17 protein-coding genes are annotated in these 20,435 nt (G+C 54.6%); 3 read left to right on the top strand and 14 right to left on the bottom strand.

Annotated features, from left to right (window positions below; translation table 11 throughout):
• Positions 1 to 136: 136 nt before the first annotated feature.
• On the top strand, positions 137 to 3,328 hold the full coding sequence (locus KQX66_RS29960) for a transglycosylase domain-containing protein (protein ID WP_216796863.1): 3,192 nt from the start codon (positions 137 to 139) through the stop codon (positions 3,326 to 3,328).
• A gap of 383 nt (positions 3,329 to 3,711) precedes the next feature.
• Here the strand turns inward: KQX66_RS29960 and acsA are convergent, their stop codons facing one another.
• A complete protein-coding gene (gene acsA / locus KQX66_RS29955) occupies positions 3,712 to 5,436 on the bottom strand; it encodes an acetate--CoA ligase (protein ID WP_216796861.1) in 1,725 nt (574 codons plus the stop codon).
• A gap of 148 nt (positions 5,437 to 5,584) precedes the next feature.
• On the opposite strand from acsA, the gene KQX66_RS29950 reads away from it, so the two are divergent.
• Both KQX66_RS29950 and KQX66_RS29945 read left to right on the top strand, forming a co-directional pair.
• The gene (locus KQX66_RS29950; protein WP_216796858.1) at positions 5,585 to 6,217 is read left to right on the top strand and encodes a GNAT family N-acetyltransferase; all 633 of its coding nucleotides are present in this window, start codon (positions 5,585 to 5,587) and stop codon (positions 6,215 to 6,217) included.
• A gap of 16 nt (positions 6,218 to 6,233) precedes the next feature.
• A complete protein-coding gene (locus KQX66_RS29945; RefSeq protein ID WP_216796856.1) occupies positions 6,234 to 7,412 on the top strand; it encodes an acetoin utilization protein AcuC in 1,179 nt (392 codons plus the stop codon).
• Positions 7,413 to 7,535: 123 nt separating this feature from the next.
• Here the strand turns inward: KQX66_RS29945 and KQX66_RS29940 are convergent, their stop codons facing one another.
• The 13 genes from KQX66_RS29940 to aroA all read right to left on the bottom strand — a co-directional run bounded on the left by KQX66_RS29940 (position 7,536) and on the right by aroA (position 20,419).
• Complete coding sequence (locus KQX66_RS29940) at positions 7,536 to 8,921, bottom strand: glycine--tRNA ligase (RefSeq protein ID WP_216796853.1); 1,386 nt, start codon at positions 8,919 to 8,921, stop codon at positions 7,536 to 7,538.
• Between the two features lie 57 nt (positions 8,922 to 8,978).
• Positions 8,979 to 9,680, bottom strand: a complete 702-nt coding sequence (locus KQX66_RS29935) for a 5'-methylthioadenosine/adenosylhomocysteine nucleosidase (RefSeq protein ID WP_216796851.1) — start codon at positions 9,678 to 9,680, stop codon at positions 8,979 to 8,981.
• A 38-nt stretch (positions 9,681 to 9,718) separates the two neighbouring features.
• Complete coding sequence (ccpA, locus tag KQX66_RS29930; protein ID WP_216796849.1) at positions 9,719 to 10,732, bottom strand: catabolite control protein A; 1,014 nt, start codon at positions 10,730 to 10,732, stop codon at positions 9,719 to 9,721.
• Positions 10,733 to 10,886: 154 nt separating this feature from the next.
• Positions 10,887 to 11,303, bottom strand: a complete 417-nt coding sequence (locus KQX66_RS29925; protein ID WP_216796839.1) for a hypothetical protein — start codon at positions 11,301 to 11,303, stop codon at positions 10,887 to 10,889.
• A gap of 169 nt (positions 11,304 to 11,472) precedes the next feature.
• Positions 11,473 to 11,883, bottom strand: coding sequence for a VanZ family protein (locus tag KQX66_RS29920; protein ID WP_216796837.1), 411 nt, complete (start codon positions 11,881 to 11,883; stop codon positions 11,473 to 11,475).
• On the bottom strand, positions 11,880 to 12,422 hold the full coding sequence (locus tag KQX66_RS29915; protein WP_216796834.1) for a type 1 glutamine amidotransferase domain-containing protein: 543 nt from the start codon (positions 12,420 to 12,422) through the stop codon (positions 11,880 to 11,882). Before KQX66_RS29915 ends, KQX66_RS29920 begins: the two co-directional genes overlap by 4 nt.
• Positions 12,423 to 12,468: 46 nt before the next feature.
• Complete coding sequence (gene ptsP, locus KQX66_RS29910; protein WP_216796832.1) at positions 12,469 to 14,235, bottom strand: phosphoenolpyruvate--protein phosphotransferase; 1,767 nt, start codon at positions 14,233 to 14,235, stop codon at positions 12,469 to 12,471.
• Positions 14,228 to 16,132 carry a glucose PTS transporter subunit IIA gene (locus KQX66_RS29905; RefSeq protein WP_216796830.1) on the bottom strand — a complete coding sequence of 635 codons (1,905 nt, stop codon included), beginning with the start codon at positions 16,130 to 16,132 and terminating at the stop codon, positions 14,228 to 14,230. The genes ptsP and KQX66_RS29905 overlap by 8 nt, the downstream gene beginning before the upstream one ends.
• Before the next feature lie 134 nt (positions 16,133 to 16,266).
• Positions 16,267 to 16,995 (bottom strand): hypothetical protein, encoded by a 729-nt coding sequence (locus tag KQX66_RS29900; protein ID WP_216796828.1) that lies wholly within the window; start codon positions 16,993 to 16,995, stop codon positions 16,267 to 16,269.
• Positions 16,996 to 17,114: 119 nt separating this feature from the next.
• Positions 17,115 to 17,774 (bottom strand): thiamine phosphate synthase, encoded by a 660-nt coding sequence (gene thiE, locus KQX66_RS29895; protein ID WP_216796826.1) that lies wholly within the window; start codon positions 17,772 to 17,774, stop codon positions 17,115 to 17,117.
• 1 nt (position 17,775) lies between these two features.
• The gene (locus tag KQX66_RS29890; protein WP_216796823.1) at positions 17,776 to 18,204 is read right to left on the bottom strand and encodes a CoA-binding protein; all 429 of its coding nucleotides are present in this window, start codon (positions 18,202 to 18,204) and stop codon (positions 17,776 to 17,778) included.
• 25 nt (positions 18,205 to 18,229) lie between these two features.
• Positions 18,230 to 19,051, bottom strand: a complete 822-nt coding sequence (locus tag KQX66_RS29885; protein ID WP_216796821.1) for a C39 family peptidase — start codon at positions 19,049 to 19,051, stop codon at positions 18,230 to 18,232.
• A gap of 72 nt (positions 19,052 to 19,123) precedes the next feature.
• Entirely contained in the window at positions 19,124 to 20,419 is a 1,296-nt protein-coding gene (gene aroA, locus KQX66_RS29880) for a 3-phosphoshikimate 1-carboxyvinyltransferase (protein WP_216796818.1), read from the bottom strand.
• Between the last annotated feature and the right edge of the window lie 16 nt (positions 20,420 to 20,435).

Below are 20,435 nucleotides of genomic sequence, written 5' to 3'. Positions count from 1 at the left end.
CCCCGGGTTCGAAGCGGCAAAATCAGGCTGAAATCAGCAAATCGTCATAGAGAACGATTTTGCGGCGGTGTGTAGCGGAGCGCTTTTATGCTATAATGTTTAAGGAATGTTTTCCAATCAGGAGGAACTCGCTTTCATGGAGAAAGAGACAACAAAAAAAAGGCCGAGATATCAAGTCATCTTGCTTAGAACTGGCAAATATACTCTACATACGATCAAGTGGCTTTTTATCGCCGGTTTGTTTGCGGGGTTGCTGGGGGCCGGCGCCGCTTTCGGTTATGTCAGCGCACTAATTAAAGATGATCCGATTCGGAGCAAGGAAACGATGATGGCGCAAATGCAGGACGACGCCTTGACCGGATTCGTGTATTTCCGCGACGATACGGTAGTCGGCCAGCTTCGTACCGAGGAAGACCGGCGGATGGCGGGCTTGAAGGATATTCCCAAGCCGGTGCTGGACGCCGTACTGGCGATCGAGGACAACGACTTTTATCAGCATCACGGTGTGGACATCAAAGGAACGGTCCGCGCGGTGCTTCAAAAGCTGCTGAATGAAGACGTTCAGACCGGCGGCAGCACGATTACGCAGCAGGTCGCAAGGCGCGTCTTTCTGACGCTGGACAAGGCCGACAGCCGGAAAGCCAAAGAAATTTTGCTCGCCATGCGCATGGAGCGCCTGATGTCCAAGGATGAAATTCTGCTGGCCTACTTAAACAAAATCCCTTACGGCAACGGCTCGTCCGGCTACAACCTGTACGGCATTAAAGCCGCCGCCAAAGGGATCTTCAACATTGACGATCTGAGCAAGCTGAATATCGCGCAAGCCGCTTACCTGGCCGGGGTGCCTCAGCAGCCGAGCAACTTCTCGGCCTTCACCAGCAAGGGCGAGGTCGACGGCGCCGCTTTCAAGCGTGCGGTTCAGCGTCAGCAGCTCGTGCTGAAGCGGATGCTGGAGGAAGGAAAAATCAACGAGCAGCAGTACCAGGAGGCACTGCAATTCGACTTGAAGGGCTCGCTTGCCGAGCGGGTCAAGAAAGCATACTCCACCTACCCTTTCCTCATGATCGAGGTAGAGAAAGAAGCGGCCAAGGCGCTGCTGTCGGTCCAACAGCCGAAGCTGGACCCGCAGGCCAACCCGGAGACGTACAGCGAGGCGCTGAAAAGCGTACAAGCCCAATTGTCCCGAGGCGGCTATCACGTGTATACGACGATCGACAAAGACATCTATGAATCGATGCGCGACATCGCGAAGGATGGCAATAACTTTACTCCTGACGATAAAGTCAAAGGAACCGAGCAAATCGGCGCTGTCATGATGGACAGCAAAACCGGGGCGATTCTCGGCATGATGGAAGGCCGCGACTTTTTCAAGGAGCAGCTGAATCACGCAACGCAAGCGCTCCGGCAGCCCGGATCGACCATGAAGCCGATTGCCGCTTATTTGCCGGCCATGGAGAAGGGCGTCATTCAACCGGCCTCGGTCATCGACGATGTCCCGATCATTCTCAAGGACGGCAGCAGAGGCTTTCACATCCCGGAAAACTGGGACGACGGCTACCACGGACTCGTCACGGCCAGACGGGCGTTAAACCAGTCGTACAACATTCCGGCGATCAAATTGTTCGTCGATGTCGTCGGCATTAAAGAAGCCTGGGAATTTGCCAAAAAGATGGGGATCGTCTCCATTACCAAGGACGATTATCAAGCCCAGACGGGCGTTATCGGCGGTTTGAAATACGGAGTAACGGTCAAGGAGCTAACCAATGCCTATGCGACGATCGGCAACAAGGGCGAGTTCAACGAAGCGTTCATGATCCGAAAAATTACTGATTCCAACGGAAAAGTCGTCTACGAGCATCAGCTGACGCCGACAACCGCTTTTTCCGAGCAAACGGCTTATCTGATGACCGATATGATGCGCACCGTCATAACGTCCGGTACGGCAACCGATCTGATGAAAAATTTCAAGCACTACGGCAAAATGCCGATCGTCGGCAAAACCGGCTCGACCCAGGACGATGCCGATGCTTGGTTTATGGGCTATACGCCGGACATTACGCTTGGCGTCTGGGTCGGATATGACCAGCCGATTCATAAGCTGAGCAAGAAAACCGGCGGAACGAACCGGGCCAAAAATATTTTTGCACTTGTTCTAGATGACGCGATTAACAAAAAACCGGAGCTGTTTCCGACAAAAGAGTTCAAGCGGCCGGACAGTATCGTCGAGGTGACCGTGTCCAGCCTTTCCGGGAAACTGCCGAGTGAGGCGACTTCGAAGGCGGGCAAGCTCGTCACGGACGTATTCAATAAAAAATTCGTTCCGACCGAAGAAGACAACGTCATGGTAAGCTTGCCGATTATTACGTATAACGGAATCAATTATATCGCACAAGACGGAACGCCAAGCGAATTTGTTCAGCAGAAGAGCGTGATCAAGCGGGAAAAACCGCTCGGACCTTTGTTTAAAGAACTGGCGAACGCCATGGAAAGAGTCAAAGCGGACCGCCGCCGCAGCCTGGATTTTTATCGTCCGAAAGATTATCAGGACGATGCGCCTGCCGAGACCGATCCGCGAACGGACGACGGAAATCCGCCAGCAGCGCCTACGACGGTCGTCGCAACCCATGCAGGCGACACCAGCGTCATCACTTTCCAAGCAAGCTCAAGCGCCGATACCGTCGGCTACCGTTTGTACCGTTCCGTCAATCACGGGCCGTACCAACGGGTAAGCAAAGTCGTGATCGCCGGTGACGAGGCGAAGTTTACGGATTCCGTCAACGGAGGAAACCTGTACGGTTATTACGTGACCGCTGTCGATGTGGCCGGTAACGAATCCGTGCCAAGCAAAGCGGCTTACACGGACGGAACGTCCGTCGATCTATCGTCGCTCCCCCCGGATGGAGGTCAGAAGACCACTCCTCCGGACGGCAAACCCGGCGATGGAAAAAATAACGAAGGTACAGGCAGTTCGGAAACGGGCACCGGCTCGGAACCGAATAAGGAGCATAACGCCGGCAGCGGATCTACCGGCAAGGAAGATCCGACGCCCGTCAAGACTCCTCCGGCTGCGCCCACCGGCTTATCGGCCAAGTCCACTGGCGGAGGCGTCGAACTGAATTGGAAGGATAATGCCGGCAAAGAAAAGGTTAAGGAATACACGGTATACTATAGCGAAAAAGAAAACGGCAAGTTCGAGAAAATCGGTACGGTAACCAATGCAACGCAATTCAAATACTATGCCGTCTCCTACGACGGCTATTACAAAGTTTCCGCCACAAATGAATTCGGCGAATCCAAGCTTTCGGCGGCAGTGAAGTTCAAGAAATAGCAGCTGTGAAAAAAGGGATACGGACCGCTTGCGCGGTTTGTATCCTGAGCTTGTTGAAAAACCCGCTTCGCGTAGAAAACTCTCTGCATAAGCCGGTGGGGTATGTCCCTCCAGCCGCTCTTGAAACCCGTGAACTTGATTAGAATTAGCGGTATTTTCACGGGTTTCAAAGGCGGTCGTAAACTCTTACGGGATATACCCCACCTCTATTTGTCTGAGATTTTCTACATCTAAGATTTCTCAACACTCCGAGGGATACGGACCGCTTGTGCGGCTTGTATCCCTTTTTTTTGATAAAAAAAAGAGAGAACCTCCGCTACTTGAAGCAGCGGAAATCCTCCCTTGATTAATGAACGATATAAAGCGAATACCTGACAAGCTTCCTAGTCTTCGATGGTCGACAAATCGCCTGTCGGCAAATTAAGCTCCCATGCTTTCAGCACGCGGCGCATAATTTTGCCGCTGCGGGTTTTCGGCAGCTTGTCTTTGAATTCGATCTCACGCGGCGCCGCGTGGGCGGATAAGCCCTCTTTGACAAACTTGGAAATATCCGTTTTAAGCTCTTCGGATGGCGCATAGCCTTCGCGCAGGGCAATGAACGCTTTGATGATCTCGCCGCGCATCGGGTCCGGTTTCCCGATAACCCCCGCTTCCGCAACTGCCGGATGCTCTACCAGCTTGCTCTCCACCTCGAACGGACCTACGCGCTCCCCAGCCGTATTGATGACGTCGTCGACGCGGCCCTGGAACCAGAAGTAGCCGTCCTCGTCCATATAGGCGGAATCGCCGGAAATGTACCAGCCCGGAATCCGGAAATACTCTTCATATTTCGCCGGATTGTTCCAAATTTTGCGCATCATCGACGGCCAAGGCGTCTTGATCGCCAGATTGCCCATGCGGAACGGCGGCAGCACGTTGCCTGCATCGTCGATGATCGCCGCTTCGACGCCTGGAATCGGCTTGCCCATCGAGCCCGGACGGATCGCCATGCTCGGATAGTTACAGATGAGATGTCCGCCTGTCTCCGTCATCCACCACGTATCGTGAATGCGTTGATCGTACACCTTCAGCCCCCAGCGGACGACTTCCGGGTTCAGCGGTTCGCCTACGCTGAGCACATGACGAAGGGAACTCAGATCAAACTGCTTCACCGTATCGTCGCCGGCACCCATCAGCATGCGGAATGCCGTCGGTGCGCTGTACCATACCGTGACCTTGTATTTTTCGATCGTGCCGTACCAGTTCTGCGGAGAGAAACGACCTCCGCGGATGACGTTGGTCGCACCGTTGAGCCACGGCGCAAAAATACCGTAGGACGTGCCGGTGACCCAACCCGGGTCCGCCGTACACCAATAAATGTCCTGCTCCTGAAGATCCAGCACGACACGACCGGTATAATAATGCTGCAGCATGGCGTTATGGACGTGGAATACGCCTTTCGGCTTGCCGGTGGAGCCGGATGTATAGTGAATGATCAACCCGTCTTCGCGGTCCACCCACTCGATCTCGAGCTCTTCGGAAGCGGTGGCCATTTCTTTATAATAATCGACTTGGCCTTCGGATAAAGACAGATCTTCTCCGACCAAGATCACATGCTTCAAATGCGGGAGGTCTTGAACAGGCACACGCGAAAGCTGCGAAGGCGTCGTAATGATCGCCACGGCCTCACTGTCCTCCAGACGATCCTTGACGGCCGTCTCCATGAACGCTTCGAACAGCGGACCGACCACGGCTCCGACTTTGATCGTGCCGAACAAGGCAAAGTAAAGCTCCGGCGAGCGCGGCATGAAGATGAAGACACGGTCTCCCTTCCCTACGCCAAGCTTGCGCAGAATGTTGCCGAACCGATTGGACTGGGCTTTCATTTCCTTGAACGTGTACTTTTCGTCTCGGCGGTCATCGCTGTAGTAAAGAGCGATCTTGTCCCCGCGCTGCGAATCGGCGTGGCGGTCAATCGCTTCATAAGCGACGTTCACCTTACCGGTTTGGGACCATGTGAATGCTTTCTCGATATCCGCCCATTGAAACTGGGCACGTTCTTCCTCGTAGTTTTTCATGTTGGGCGATGTTGCTACGGGTGCAATGATTTCGACATTCGTATGATCCATGACCATTTCCTCCCCAAAGCTCTCTTTTTTTTCACTTTGATGAAACGCTTTCATACGCACTAAAACATATTATACCACAACACTTTTTATCCGACTATTTTTTTGTTATTCTTAAAGTGAAGTTCTGGAAGGGAGTGAATCGCCGCAGATGGAGCATGTTAAATTGTATCATTCCCAGGTTATTCCGTATCAGAACGGCGAAATCATTCTGGAGGGCCCCGTGCCTCCCGAGCGGCTCCGCGATTATTCGATGCATCCGGATCTGGATGCGTTCCGAAGGCCCAAAGAGCAGTTCGAGGCGCTTGTCGAAATTGCCGGGCTGCCGGAGGGGCGAATCGTTCTGGCGAGGGTTTCGACGCAGATTGTCGGCTACGTCACATTCCATTACCCCGACGAGATGGAACGCTGGTCGGAAGGAAATATGGAAGACTTGGTCGAGCTTGGCGCGATCGAGGTGGCGGACGACTATCGGGGGCTTGGGCTTGGCAAGAAGCTAATCCGACTGGCCTTCGAGGATGGACAGCTTGAGAATGTCATCACGTTTACGACCGAATATTACTGGCATTGGGACTTGGAAAAAAGCGGACTTACCGTTTGGCAGTACCGGGATATGATGGAGAAGCTGATGAAAAGCGTCGATATGGTCTGGTACGCTACCGACGATCCGGAAATCTGCTCTCATCCGGCCAACTGCCTGATGGTGCGCATCGGCAAAAACGTGCCGCTGTCTTCCGTGGAGCAATTCGACCGGGTTCGATTCCGACAGCGGTTTATGTACTGATGGGAGCGCGAATAGCATGAGTGCAAAAGCTTTGTTTGTTTACGACGAGAATGAAGTCGCCTACAAGTTCAACGACAGTCACCCGTTTAATCAGCAAAGACTGGTGCTGACAGTCGACCTGCTGCGCAAGGCGCAAGCGTTGTCCGGCGACAGCTTAATCCGGCCGATGGCGGCCGACGAAACGCAGCTTTGCTCGGTGCATTCGCAGGAATATGTCAATGCCGTCAAGGCATTAAGCGCCGACCAGCCGGCGGAAGAGTGGCTGCATCAGGCAGGAAAATACGGGCTGGATACGGAAGATACCCCCTTCTTCCCGGGAATGCATCAGGCCACGTCCATTTTGGTCGGAGGCTCGATTCGGGCGATCGATGCCGTGCTCGGCGGAGAAGCCGGGCACGCACTGCATTTGGGAGGCGGGCTGCACCACGCCATGCCGAATAAAGGAGCGGGATTTTGCGTCTACAACGATGCGGCCGTAGCCATCGCGCATGCCAAGAGCAAGTATGGCGTGCGCGTCCTGTACATCGATACCGACGTGCATCACGGCGACGGCGTCCAATGGAGCTTCTACACCGATCCGGACACCTGTACGTTCTCGATTCATGAAACGGGCAAATATTTGTTTCCCGGGACGGGAGCGGTGAACGAGCGCGGCGACGGGACGGGCTTCGGAACGACGATCAACGTGCCGATGGAGCCCTTTACCGAGGACGAATCGTGGCTGGAATGCTTCGAGGAGGTGCTTGTCAAGACGGCCGCGCAGTTTAAACCGGATCTTATCGTTTCCCAGCACGGCTGCGATGCCCATGCCTACGATCCGCTGGCTCATATTCACTGCAGCATGGAAATTTATCGGGCGATGCCGCGCATCATCCACCGACTCGCACATGAGCACTGCCAAGGCCGGTGGGTCGCGCTCGGCGGCGGAGGCTACGATATTTGGCGCGTCGTCCCGAGGGCCTGGAGTCTTCTCTGGCTGGAAATGAACGAGCATCCCCTGCTCCAGCAGCTGGAGCAGAACCCGGAGATGGCCCTGCCGGCCGACTGGGTAACGAAATGGCAGCCGTATTGCGGTGAAGCGCTTCCAACGACGTGGCTGGATGCAGTGCACACCTGGGACCCGATTCCGAGGCGACGGGAAATTACCGAGAAAAACCGACATACCAAAGAAATTGCCTCGCTTTATTTGGCCTAATCCTTTGACTTGTAACGCCGTTTTTACGGCATGTCCGCCGTACAAGTACCTTGATTCGCTCCATAAAGATGAAAACAGCCCGCGGCCATATATTTTGGCGCGGGCTGTTTCTTGTTTGGGAGATTAGAACTGCACTTTCGACTCGATAAACGCTTTGAGCTCGCTGATCGGCATCCGCGTCTGCTCCATCGTATCGCGGTCGCGAACGGTCACCTGACCGTCCTGCTCCGATTCGAAGTCGTACGTAATGCAGAACGGCGTACCGATTTCGTCATGACGGCGGTACCGCTTGCCGATCGAACCGGCCTCGTCATAGTCGACCAAGAAGTGCTTCGCCAAATCGGCAAATACTTGGTTAGCTCCGTCGGAAAGCTTCTTCGAGAGCGGGAAAATCGCCGCTTTATAAGGCGCCAGCGCCGGATGCAGATGCAATACCGTCCGGCTGTCGTCGCCTTCCAGCTTCTGCTCCTCGAACGCGTCGATCAGGAACGCCAGCGTTACCCGGTCCGCACCCAGCGACGGCTCGATGCAGTACGGAATATACCGCTCGTTCGTTTCTTGCTCGATATAATTGAAATCTTCGCCGGAATGCGTCATGTGCTGCTTTAAATCGTAATCCGTGCGGTCGGCGATGCCCCACAGCTCGCCCCAGCCGAACGGGAATTTGTATTCGATGTCCGTCGTCGCATTGGAATAATGGGACAACTCGTCGTCCGAGTGGTCACGCAGACGGATGTTCGCTTCCGTGATGCCGAGGTTCAAGAGCCAGTCGCGGCAATACGAACGCCAGTATTCGAACCATTGCAGGTCTTCGCCCGGCTTGCAGAAAAATTCAAGCTCCATTTGCTCGAACTCGCGAGTACGGAAAGTAAAGTTCCCCGGCGTAATTTCGTTCCGGAAGCTTTTGCCGATCTGACCGATGCCGAACGGCAGCTTTTTGCGCATGGTGCGCTGAACGTTCTTGAAGTTGACGAAAATGCCCTGCGCCGTCTCCGGACGCATATAAACGACATTCGCGCTCGATTCGGTTACGCCTTGGAACGTTTTGAACATCAGGTTAAACTGACGAATTTCGGTGTAATCCAACTTTCCGCAGTCCGGGCAAACGATCTTATGCTCGGCGATCAGCTTCTCCATCTCGGCAAACGACAGGCCGTCGACGATCATTTCGATGCCTTTTTCCGCCAAGGCGTTCTCAATCAATTTGTCCGCGCGGTGACGCACTTTACACTGCTTGCAGTCGATCATCGGGTCGTTGAAGTTGCCTACATGGCCGGATGCAACCCAAGCTTGAGGGTTCATCAGAATAGCCGCGTCCAGACCGACATTGTACGGGGATTCTTGAATGAACTTTTTCCACCAGGCGCGCTTAATGTTATTTTTCAGCTCAACGCCGAGCGGACCGTAGTCCCACGTATTGGCAAGACCGCCGTAAATTTCGGAGCCCGGGAAAATAAAGCCTCTGTGCTTGGCCAAAGCGACCAATTGTTCCATCGTTACGGATGACATCGTTATATTCTCTCCTTCTACTTCTCTGGTTTCGACCGCTTCCGGTGTCCGTCAACCCTATGACAGGCGTTTGATAATCTGATCCACGATGCGGTATGAGTTCTCGGATGCCTGGACGGTGAATTCCGCAAAATTGACGTGCGCCGATCCGTCCGCCTTGTCGGACATGGAACGGATGATGACGAACGGGATGCCGTTCATCGAGCAAGCCTGTGCGACCGCCGCACCCTCCATCTCGACGCATGCGCCTTGAAGCTCCTTATGCAGCAATTGGACCGTCTCCCGGCTGGCGATAAACTGGTCGCCCGACAGCACTCGTCCTTCCTTGACCGCACCGAACAGTTCCCGGCTCGCTCCGGCTGCAGCACTGCGCAATCCCTCATCGGCGGCAAAAACCGACGTCGCCTCGTAAGGAATCGTCCCCCGCGGAAATCCAAGGGCCGTTACGTCCATATCGTGCTGAAGGCACTCCGTCGACACCACGATATCGCCGACGTTCAGCGACGGGTCGACCGCCCCTGCCACTCCGGTGAAGATTACGGCTTCCACGCCGTAGGTATCGATCAAAATCTGTGTCGTTACCGCAGCGTTCACTTTGCCTACGCCCGATTTGCACAGAACGATGCTTTTCCCGTGGAAAACGCCTTCGTAGAACGTGATTCCCGCCTTAATCGATTCCCGCACCTGCTCCATATGCTCGTGGAACAGTTCGATTTCTTCCTTCATCGCGCCGATGACGCCTAATTTACCGTACGTCAACCCCGAATCCCCCTTTTTACAAAAGAAAGTGGCTCATATTAGCGATGAGCCACCGAATTTCTATAAATCACTTCATGCGGCAAAATAACCTGCGACAGCTCCGAAGCATCCTTCGTTTCTTTGTTCATCAGCTTGGTCAACAAGCGCATCGCCACGGCACCGATATCATACATCGGTTGAGCAACCGTTGTCAGCAGCGGACGAACCATAGAAGCCATCCGAATGTTGTCCACGCTGATGACGGACATGTCTTCCGGAACCTTCAAGCCGTTATCCTGCAGCGTGTGAATCGCTCCAATCGCCATCTCGTCCGTTGCGGCAAAGATCGCCGTAGGACGGTTTTCCAGCTCCAGGAAGTACTTCGTTACTTCCAGACCCGATTCATAGCGGTAGTTCCCGATGCGAACCAGTTCTTCGCGCAGCGGAATGTTCGCGGCTTCGAGCGCTTTCTTGTACCCTTGGTAACGGGCGTAACCATTGGCCGGGTCCTGCAAAGTGCCGGAAATCATGGCGATATCGCGGTGTCCGTTCTCCAGCAGCACGTTCACGGCGTCAAACGCCGCCTTCTCATGGTCGATATCGACCGAAGGAATCGTCCGCTGTTCATCCGCCGTCGCACACAGCACCACCGGAACCGAAGACGTCTTGAACGCCTGAATGTGTTCCTCGGTAATCGCCCCGCCCATGAAGAGCAGTCCGTCCACTTGCTTCTCCAGCAAGGTGTTGATCACGCGGATTTCTTTTTCCTTCTTCTTGTCCGCATTGGATAAAATAATATTGTAGTGATACATATTCGCGATATCTTCGATGCCGCGCGCAACCTCGGAAAAGATCGAGTTGGAAATATCGGGAATGACCACGCCGACCGTTGTCGTTTTCTTGCTGGCTAAGCCTCTTGCTACGGCATTCGGACGGTAGCCTAAACGCTCAATCGCCTCAAACACCTTCTTGCGCGTCTGCGGCTTCACGTTCGGGTTATTATTGACAACCCTGGAAACGGTTGCCATGGAAACGCCTGCTTCTCTGGCTACATCATAAATTGTCACAGTCACGGCCATTCTCTCCATTGTTCTAAAAAGTATAATGCGATCATGTCATTTAGCCTTATCATACGACAAAATGCTTGTTTTCGCAACGAATTGGTCATAGTCCTATGAATATAGTATCAAAAAGACACAAAAAAAGCCAACTGCGGAGCAGCGGCTTTCAAAAATCGTGTACCGTTACCGAATGCTTGGCGATTTGCGACAGTCTTTTGCGGACGTCGTCAATCCATCCGCCGTCGTCCAGCGACTGGGCCAATAGCAGCAGATCAAGCAGTTCGTTGATTCTTTCTTGGATTATTGTCTCTACGGGGTCGGCTGCCCTTTTTTTCTCCGTTACTTTGACCATCAAATGGGCGATTTCGCATACATCGTCAAACTGAAGCGATTGCTTCTCCGGCTCGCTGCCGAGCTTGCCGATGAGTCCGGTCAATTCCGGCTTCACTTCGGCAAACACCTCGCTGCGGTTGCAGGTGTCGCACGAGAAAATCGGAACGTTCCCGATCTCGACTTTGTTTTGGTAAATGACGGTACGAAGACGAATGCCCATCGCCTTACCACACTTGCACGGCTTATGCAACAACTACCACTCCTTTTGGCAGCAACGCCAAACCTTTCTCAAACGATCGGAATCCGCTGATTCCGACGGTCCCGACAAACGCGCGACCGCCGTCAATGACGGCACATTCGTTCATCCTGCTTATGTACAAATATTCTACCTTCGCGAACAAACTCCTGCCGCCGCGAGGCTAGTAATATTTAGCACACAGGCGCTCGTAAGCGCGCCGGACAAAAGGCAGCGACAGCGCAAGCATCGCCAGAGCGGCTCCAATCCCATCATTGCGGATGTCCATGACATCCGGCGTGCGCCCGGGCACGAACGATTGGTGATATTCGTCCGTCACCCCATAAAGCACGCACAGCAGCACAACCGCAAACTTCGCCAGGAAGGTCAGCCGTTTGGGACGAAGTGCCCATAAATAAGTCCAGGCCAATATAAAGTAAGAAACGAAATGGCCCCAATCGAACCCTTCCATCGCAGGAATAATCAGGCGGATTTCATCCAGCCATCCCCCAAGATCGTCGCCGGTTCGCGAGGACAAATAAAAAATAACTGCCATCCACAGGACGGAAGGCAGCCACCTGACGATCATGTTCATCCCTTATGCTCCTCGGCATATTGCGCCAAACGGTCCACGAACGCTTTGGTAAAAGCCGGAAGATCCGGGGGTCTGCGTCCGGACACAATGTGCCGGTCGACTACCGCTTCCTGATCGACCCAAATCGCGCCCGCATTTTCAAGATCGTCCTTGATGCCCGGCGTTGAAGTCATGGTATAGCCCTGACATATTTTCGCCGAAACGAGCACCCAGCCGGCATGACAAATATGCGCAATCGGTTTTTCCGCTTCGTGAAATTCACGGGTCAGCCGCAGTACCGAAGCATAGCGGCGCAGTTTGTCCGGCGCCCAGCCGCCCGGCACATAAAGCCCGATATAGTCTTCGGACTTCACTTCGTCCAAGGCGTACTCGGTCGTCAGAGGAACGCCGTATTTTCCGTGATAGACGGTGCCTGCCTTAGGGCCGGCCAGATGCACGTCAAGCCCGGATTCCCGCAGCCGCAGCACCGGGTACCACATCTCCAGATCTTCAAATTCTTCGTCGACAAAGGCAAGTACTTTATATCCCGCAAGATTCATCCGATTCTCCCCCAACAATGTCTAGTATCGTAAAAGTCAACAGCGCTTAAGAGAACCCGCAAGCGGGTCTCGTGTGACCCGACTGATCGGCGATATCCGTCTCCAAATATTTGGTAAGGACGGTCACCACTTCGGCGCTGCTGGCACAGCCGGCCAGCTCCTCCCAAATCTTCTCGCCTTCGCTGTGCCTGCTTTGAAGCAGGCTGTTTTTCACCTTCAATATCGACTGCACCGACATGCTCAGATCGGTAATGCCAAGCGCGATCCAAATCGGCAACGCGCGGACATCCCCTGCCAGCTCGCCGCACACGCTGATATGCGTCCCGTGCTTGTGGGCATGATCCGCCGTAATCTTCAGCATGCGGAGCACCGACGGATGGAACGGGTCATACAAATGCGCCACCGTCTCGTTCATCCGGTCGACGGCCAGCACGTATTGCACCAAGTCGTTCGTTCCGATGCTGAAAAAGTCGACCTTTTGCGCCAGCAGATCGGAGATCATGACCGCCGCCGGAAGCTCGATCATAATGCCGACCGCGATATCCGAGCGGAACGGGGTTCCTTCGTCGGCAAGCTCCTTTTTCGCTTCCTCCAGCACTTCATTGGCTCTGCGCAGCTCGTCAAGCGAAGAAATCATCGGGTACATGATCTTCACGTTGCCGTAATGACTCGCCCGCAAAATAGCCCGGAGCTGCGTTTTGAACAAATCCGTCCGGTCCAGCATGATCCGGATCGCGCGGTAGCCAAGCGACGGATTCTCTTCCTCCGGCAGGGCCAGGTAATCGAGATGCTTATCCCCTCCGACGTCCAGTGTCCGAATGACAACCGGCTTGCCGCCCAGCCGCTCGGCCACCTCGCGGTATACGGCGAACTGCTCCTCTTCTTCGGGGAAGCTGCTGCGATCCATGTACAAAAATTCCGTCCGGAACAGGCCGACGCCGGAAGCGCCGTTCTTCATGACCAGCTCCAGCTCCTTCACCGAGCTGATGTTGGCCGCCAAATGCATCTGCCTTCCGTCTTCCGTCCGGGTAGGCAAATGGGCCAGCTTTTGCAGCTGCTCCTGAACGGCTTTCCACGTTTCCTTCCGCGCCTTGTACTTCTCGATCACATCGTCGGCCGGGTTCACATAGACGACGCCCTCGTCGCCGTCGATGATCAGATAGTCGCCGTTTTGGATCGGCGTTTGCAGCTTGCCCTCGATCCCGAGAACGTACGGAACGCCCATCGCGCGGGCCATGATCGCCACATGCGACGTTTTGCCGCCCAGCATCGTGACCAGCCCTAACGCCAGACTCACGTCCAGATGCACCATTTGGGACGGAATCAGCTCCTTGGCTACGAGAATGTAGGGCTGATCCTTGGGCGGCAGCGTCTCTTCGAGCGCCCCCAGCAGATGCTTAAGCAGCCGGTTGCCGACGTCTTTAATATCGAGTGCGCGCTCCTTCATATAACCGTCGTCAAGCAGATCGAACATTCCTACGAACTTGTCGATCGCTTCTTTGACGGCGACCTCGGCCGCTTTGTACTGCCGCTGCATGATCCCCTGCACTTCGTTCATGAAAATCGGGTCTTCCAAGATGGCCAGATGCGCGTCGAAAATTTGCGTTTGCTCCTCGCCCAGCACGCTGACGAATTCCTGTTTAATCAGTTCGATTTCGTCCTTGGAATGGCGGATTCCGTCATATAACCTTTCGAATTCGTACGCCAAGTCCGTGACGTCGATCAGCTTTTCGGGAAAGTCCCATTCCCAGGTTGGAATAACGAAAGCTTTGCCCATCGCAATCCCCGACGAAGCTCCGATCCCCTCAACCATAAGCGTTCCCTCCCCCTGTAACTCCTGTTGTAGCGGTATTTTTCAGCATGACGGACATGACCGACGCCTGTCCTTTCTTCACGGCTTTGTAAGGCGCGAAGCTCCATGATCTCACCATATCGACGTTCGTGATGAGCATAGGCGTCGCGAGCGACTTGCAGTTTTTCTTCACCTTCTGCAGGTTGAACCTGACGAGCAGCTGGCCCGGTTCGACCAGGTCTCCTTCTTTCACGTAAGCGGTAAAATATTTACCCTGCAGACCGGCGGTATCGATTCCGATATGGAGGAGCACTTGAAGTCCTTGCTCCGTTTCGATCCCCAAGGCGTGAAGCGTCGGATAAACGTGGATGATTTTACCGGCTACAGGCGACACCAGCTCTCCTTTATCGGGGAAAAAGGCGACGCCATTGCCCACCAGCTTCCCGGCAAAAATTTTGTCCGGCACTTCCTCCAGCGGGATCATTCGCCCTTGCATCGGCGAGCTGAACAGCACCTGCTGAATATCTTTGCGCATGGACTTGATCATCTCTTCACGGATCAGTTCCGAATACGTCCCGAACACGACCTGAACGTTGCCGCCGCCCAAACGGATAACGCCGGCCGCACCGAGCAGCCGAAGCGCCGACACATCCATCTGGCGGTCATTGACTAGCGTGAGCCGCAGGCGGGTAATGCACGCTTCGATGTTCTTGATGTTTTCTTTGCCGCCCAGCGCCTGCAAAATGAGCGGCGAACGATACGGAATGTCCCCGGCCCATTCTTCGAGCTGCGAGCCTTCTTCGCGGCCGGGCGTCGGGATGCGGAAGCGGCGGATCGCCCAGCGGAACAGCACGTAGTAGACGAAGCCGTAAGCCAGCCCGATCGGAATCAGCAGCAGGCCGCGGGTCGACAAGTGCAGATTGATCAAGTAATCGATCGCTCCCGCCGAATAAGAGAAGCCGTGGTGTATGTCGAGCACGTAAGCGATCCACATGGCCAATCCCGAAAGAATCGCATGCACGAAAAACAGATACGGCGCCACAAACAAAAACGCAAACTCAATCGGCTCGGTCACCCCGGTTAAGAAGCAGGCGAAAGCCGCCGTCAGGAAAGTCGTGCGAATTTTGGGCTTTAAATCCTCGCGCGCTTCCTGAATAATCGCCAAGGCAATAGCGGGCAGCGCGAACATCATGATCGGATACAGGCCGGCCATATACATTCCCGCTGTCGGGTCACCGGCAAAGTAACGGGGCAAGTCGCCGAATACCGGCTGTCCTTGCGCATCGTTGTACGCACCGAGCTGAAACCAGAAAAAGTTGTTAAACACGTGATGCAGTCCGGACGGGACCAGAAGACGGTGAATAATGCCGTATAAAAATGTGCCGAAGCCGCCGAGCCCCAAGATAAAATTCGTGAGCTTCTCCATCCCGGTTTCGAGCACAGGACCGACTTGGATCATCAGCAGGATCAATAAAAAAATGGCAAGCCCCATCAGCAGCGGCACCATACGGGGACCGCCGAAAAACTGAATCGATTCGGGAAGCTGAATATGCTTTACCCTATGATAAATGACGGCGGCCAGCAACCCGATAAGGATGCCGCCGGGAACGCCGAGCTGAAACGAATCGCCGAGGTAACGCTGCGTCGCTTCGCTGAACATGTAATGGCCGATAAGCGCCGACATGCCCGCGATCCCTGCGCTTTCCGTCAACCCCAGAGCGACGCCGACCGCAAAAATAAGCGGCAAATACGTAAAGATCGTTGTGCCGCAGAGCAATAAAATTTCCCCGACGCGGGGCATATGAATCCGATCCCAAGGCAGGGTACCGAGGCGCAGCAAGATAGCGGCAACGGGAAGGGTAATGGTCGGCATCATAAGCGACCGGCCAAGCTGCTGCAAGTTTCCCATCCAATTCAAATCGGTCCGTTCCCCCTTTCATACTAACGATGGTACGCTCCCAACCGTTTTTTGTCAAACCGTAAGTTTCAGGGAAAACGCAAAGAAGACGGGCCTGCCGGGCCCGCCCGTTCGAAGCTGCTTGCCGATTAAAATTAGAATCTGTTAAAGCCGATGCCGCTTGCGCCGAAACCGCCTGTGCCGATACCCGTTGCACCCGTTGCGCCGATGCCGAATTGGCTTTGCGCCGGTTGATTGGAATCGGAACGGAGATAAGCATCGTGATCTTGTTGGTTGCCGCGGTAGTGGGCCAGATGGTACGATTGCGGGCTTTGGAATTGGGAATACGATTGCCCGGAAACACCGAATTGCTGCCCGAATTGATTTTGGCTTGCAAAGCTTGTGGCACCAAATTGGCTTGCACCGATGCCGAATTGGCTTTGGGCCGGCTGCGTGGAATCCGAACGCAGGTAAGCGTCATGACCTTGCTGGTTCCCGCGGTAGTTAGCCGTGTGATACGATTGCGGCGATTGCGGGCTTTGATATTGCGAAAACTGTTGTCCGGCTCCGAAAGAAGAAGCGCCGAATTGAGGTGCGCCGATTCCGAATTGGCTTTGCGCCGGTTGCGTGGAATCGGAACGAAGGTAGGCGTCATGTCCTTGTTGGTTACCACGGTAGTTCGCCGTGTGATATGCTTGCGGGCTTTGGAATTGAGAGTACTGCTGCCCCGCCCCGTATTGCTGGCCGATTCCGGATTGATTCAAGGACTGGTTGTATTGGGATTGTACATAACCGACCGGTTGGTATTTCGTGAATTGGGAGCTTGCAAGACCGGCCGTACCCAATTGGTTTTGATAGCTGCTTTGGTAGCCTTGTTGGTACATGCGACAAAATCCTCCTCGAAGTTTATTATAGAAAGTCTTCCGGTACTGGTCGTTGTTCCGTTCCATTCCAGAAGCCTTTCTTATTGTCTTCAAGGAGGATTTATTTTATTACTTGCCGTTTATTTTTTTTGGGATTGTCCGGGACAAACTTCGTACTTTAACTGCCGGGCCGCCGAGCAAGGATCGCTTTGCCGAACGATAGCTGATACGACGGCTACTCCGTCCGCGCCAGCCTGAATGACAGGCGCCGCATTGGAAGCGTCAATGCCTCCGATCCCGACCATGCCAATATGCGGCCAGCGCTGCTTGATCTCCGAAATCAAACCGGTGCCTATCGGCGCCCCGGCATCCCCTTTGGTAAGGGTGGAATAGACAGCGCCTACGCCCAAATAATCTGCGCCTTGAGCCATGGCCCACTCCGCCTCAGCCATCGTGCCGGCAGAGATGCCGATGATCTTATCCTGGCCGAGCAGCTTGCGGGCTTCCGATCCCGGCAGATCATCCTGCCCGACATGCACGCCGTCGGCGTCCAGCACCAGCGCCAAATCGACCCGGTCGTTGACCAGAAACGGGACGCCATATTCCCGGCAAAGCTCCCGCAGCGCTCGGCCTTCTTCGACGACGCGGGCCAGAGGGGCTTTTTTCTCGCGAAGCTGGATCATCGTTACGCCGCCGTCCAATGCCGCCCGGGCGATATCAAGCGCCGACTTCCCCTCGTGGCCCGAAAGATCCATGACCAAGTAAACCGATAAATATTGACGAACGTCTGACCGGAACAAATTATTTCCCTCCGGGCAGCAAAATCGAGTCTTCTACTTTTATACAGCGGTCCATGATCACTTCAAGACCGCCGGCGCGGGCAATATCCGCCGCTTCTTCATTAAAGATCCCCTGCTGCAGCCAGAACACCTTGGCCCCGATCTTTACCGCTTCCTTGGCTACGGGAACGACCTGTTCGCTGCGGCGGAATACGTTCACGATATCGACCGGTTCGGGAATATCGCTGAGCGATGCGTAGCAAGCTTCCCCGAGAATCGATCCGCTTACGGTCGGATTGACCGGAATAATGCGGTAGCCTTTCTTCTGCATGGCTTCCGCAACCATGTAAGATACGCGGTCGGGCTTGTCGGACAGCCCTACGACCGCTACGTTGCTGGCTCCTGCCAATAGTTCTTTAATTCGTTCACGCGGTGGATTTTCAAAAGCCATGAGTATCGCTCCTCGCTTTATGAATTTATTGCGCCTTTGTATAGCTTAACGCTTGGCGTCCCATTGCATCCCATGTTGCGATAAACGCTTCTTTGTCGATTTTTTTGTTGCTTTGCCCGGCAAGCGGGTCGTTGACATATACGTACTGTTCGTCAAAGCCGACCAGCAGCACCGCATGCTCCATAAAGGTCGTCTCGATCGGACCGATCGGCGTATCCCACACGACCCAATTGTCTGGAACCTTATAATTGATCGTCGTCCAAACGACGGACGGCACTCCCTGAATCAATTGGTCTTCCAGCTTCGAGAACGGCTCTTTGGTCAGATCTTGCGCCGTCGGAACATAAACCTTAAGCAGCTCGAACAATGCGCTATGGTAGATCCCGAACCCTTTGGCAGCGCCCGTCACCTCTCCGACGAATCCGGTATTCGGATTTCCCCAGTAAGCGATCGAGCCGTTTTTGTTATAACGGATTGGGGTCGGATCTTTTTTCATTTCCGGAACCAAATCCATCTTGGATTTGTTCACGCCGTAGTATTGCAATAGCATCGCAAGACTCGTCACTTCGCATCCGGAAGGAAGCTCGGGCAGCTGCCGAATGTGCGGCGCTTCCAGCAATACGCTTTTCGGCCGCTCGACAGGCTTCGCCGCAGGCGGTGCAGCGGTTGCGGCTGCCTTAGCTGCGGCAGCTTCTTGCTCCGCGTAGGCGACAGTCGGGTCCCGAAACCATGTCTGTCCCGTTAGTTTAGCGTAAAGCAGTACGCCAAATACACCGCTGGCAAAGAGAAGCCCTGTGATGAGAAATAAAGCAAGCGTGACCTGGATTCCTTTCCACAATACGGTCACGGCCTTCACCGCCTCGTTACGATCAGCATGCCGATCATGATGATGGGTTGAGCAGCGCCGGCGCGCGGCGCCTTATTCTTCAACCAGTTCGATTTGCGCCCCGAGCGACAGCAAATGCTCGAAGTAATGCGGGTAAGATTTGGCCACATGGTGCGCGTCGTTGATAATCAAGCCTTGCTCAGAGCGGAGGCCGACGACGGTAAGCGCCATTATGACGCGGTGGTCGTAATGCGCGTTAATCTCGACGCCGCCCGTTACGCCCTGCGGACGTCCGTGAACGATAATTTCGCTTTGTCGTTCCTCCACATCCGCCCCGGCTTTGCGCAGCTCGTTGACAAAATCCGTAATTCGGTCGCATTCCTTATATCGCAGGTTCTCTACATTGTAGAAGCGGGACGTACCTTCCGCGAACACCGCCGCAGCAACCATCGCCAGCACGGCGTCGGTGAAATGATCCCCGTCGAACTCGCCTGCGGTCAGCTTCTGATTGCCGCGAATCCGAACGGCATCGTTCTCGTGAGTAAGATCGACGCCCATCGCGCGGAGCACGTCGACGACGGCCCGCTCGCCCTGCTTGCTTTGCTCCGCCAGATGAAGCACCGTTACGTCCGAATGCGTCACGGCCGCAGCGGCCAGAATAGCGGCAGAACCGGGATAATCGCCCTGAACCGTGTAGTTTTGGGGCGTATACTGCTGCTTGCCCGGAATTTTATAGTGCATCAAATCGTCGGACGCTTCGATTTTCACACCCGCTTGGGCAATGACTTCCAGCGTCTGGCCGACGATAATTTTCGATTTCAGATCGTGCAGCACGGTAATTTCGCTATCCTCGTCCAGCAGAGGAGCAACGAACAGCAAGGAGCTTAAAAATTGCGAACTGACGTTCCCGGACACGGTAATTTTGCCCCCGCGCGGATGGCCGCCCCGAATCGTAATCGGCAGCTTTCCTTCACGGTGCTCGACCTCGACTCCCATTTGCTTCAAGGCGTCGATCAGATCGTCATGGGGCCGTTTGCCGAGAGAATCCGGATAAGCGTTAATAAACGTCACCTCCGGACAAAAAGCGGCGACGGACATCAAGAAGCGGAGCACCGCTCCCGCATTGCCGACATTCAGCTCGCTCACATGCTTCGGATGACGGCCGAAGCCGCGGATCGTCATCTTCTCGTCGTCCTCTTCCAGGACGGCGCCCAAATCCCGGATACAGCGGCGCATCGCATCGCTATCCTCGCTGTGGGCCGGAAAATACACTGTGCTCGTCCCGTCCGCGAGCGCGGCGATGAGCAAATAACGGGTCGTGTAGTTTTTGGAAGACAGGGCGTTAATCGTCCCGCCCAAACGCGGGGTCGGTTTGACAATAGCTTTCATCGTAGTATCTCTCCTT

The organism is Paenibacillus oleatilyticus (genome assembly GCF_018998565.1).
GTDB classification, from domain to species: Bacteria; Bacillota; Bacilli; order Paenibacillales; family NBRC-103111; genus Paenibacillus_G; species Paenibacillus_G oleatilyticus.
The sequence above is the reverse complement of the archived record's forward strand: the minus strand, read 5'-3'. Positions and strand labels throughout refer to the sequence as shown.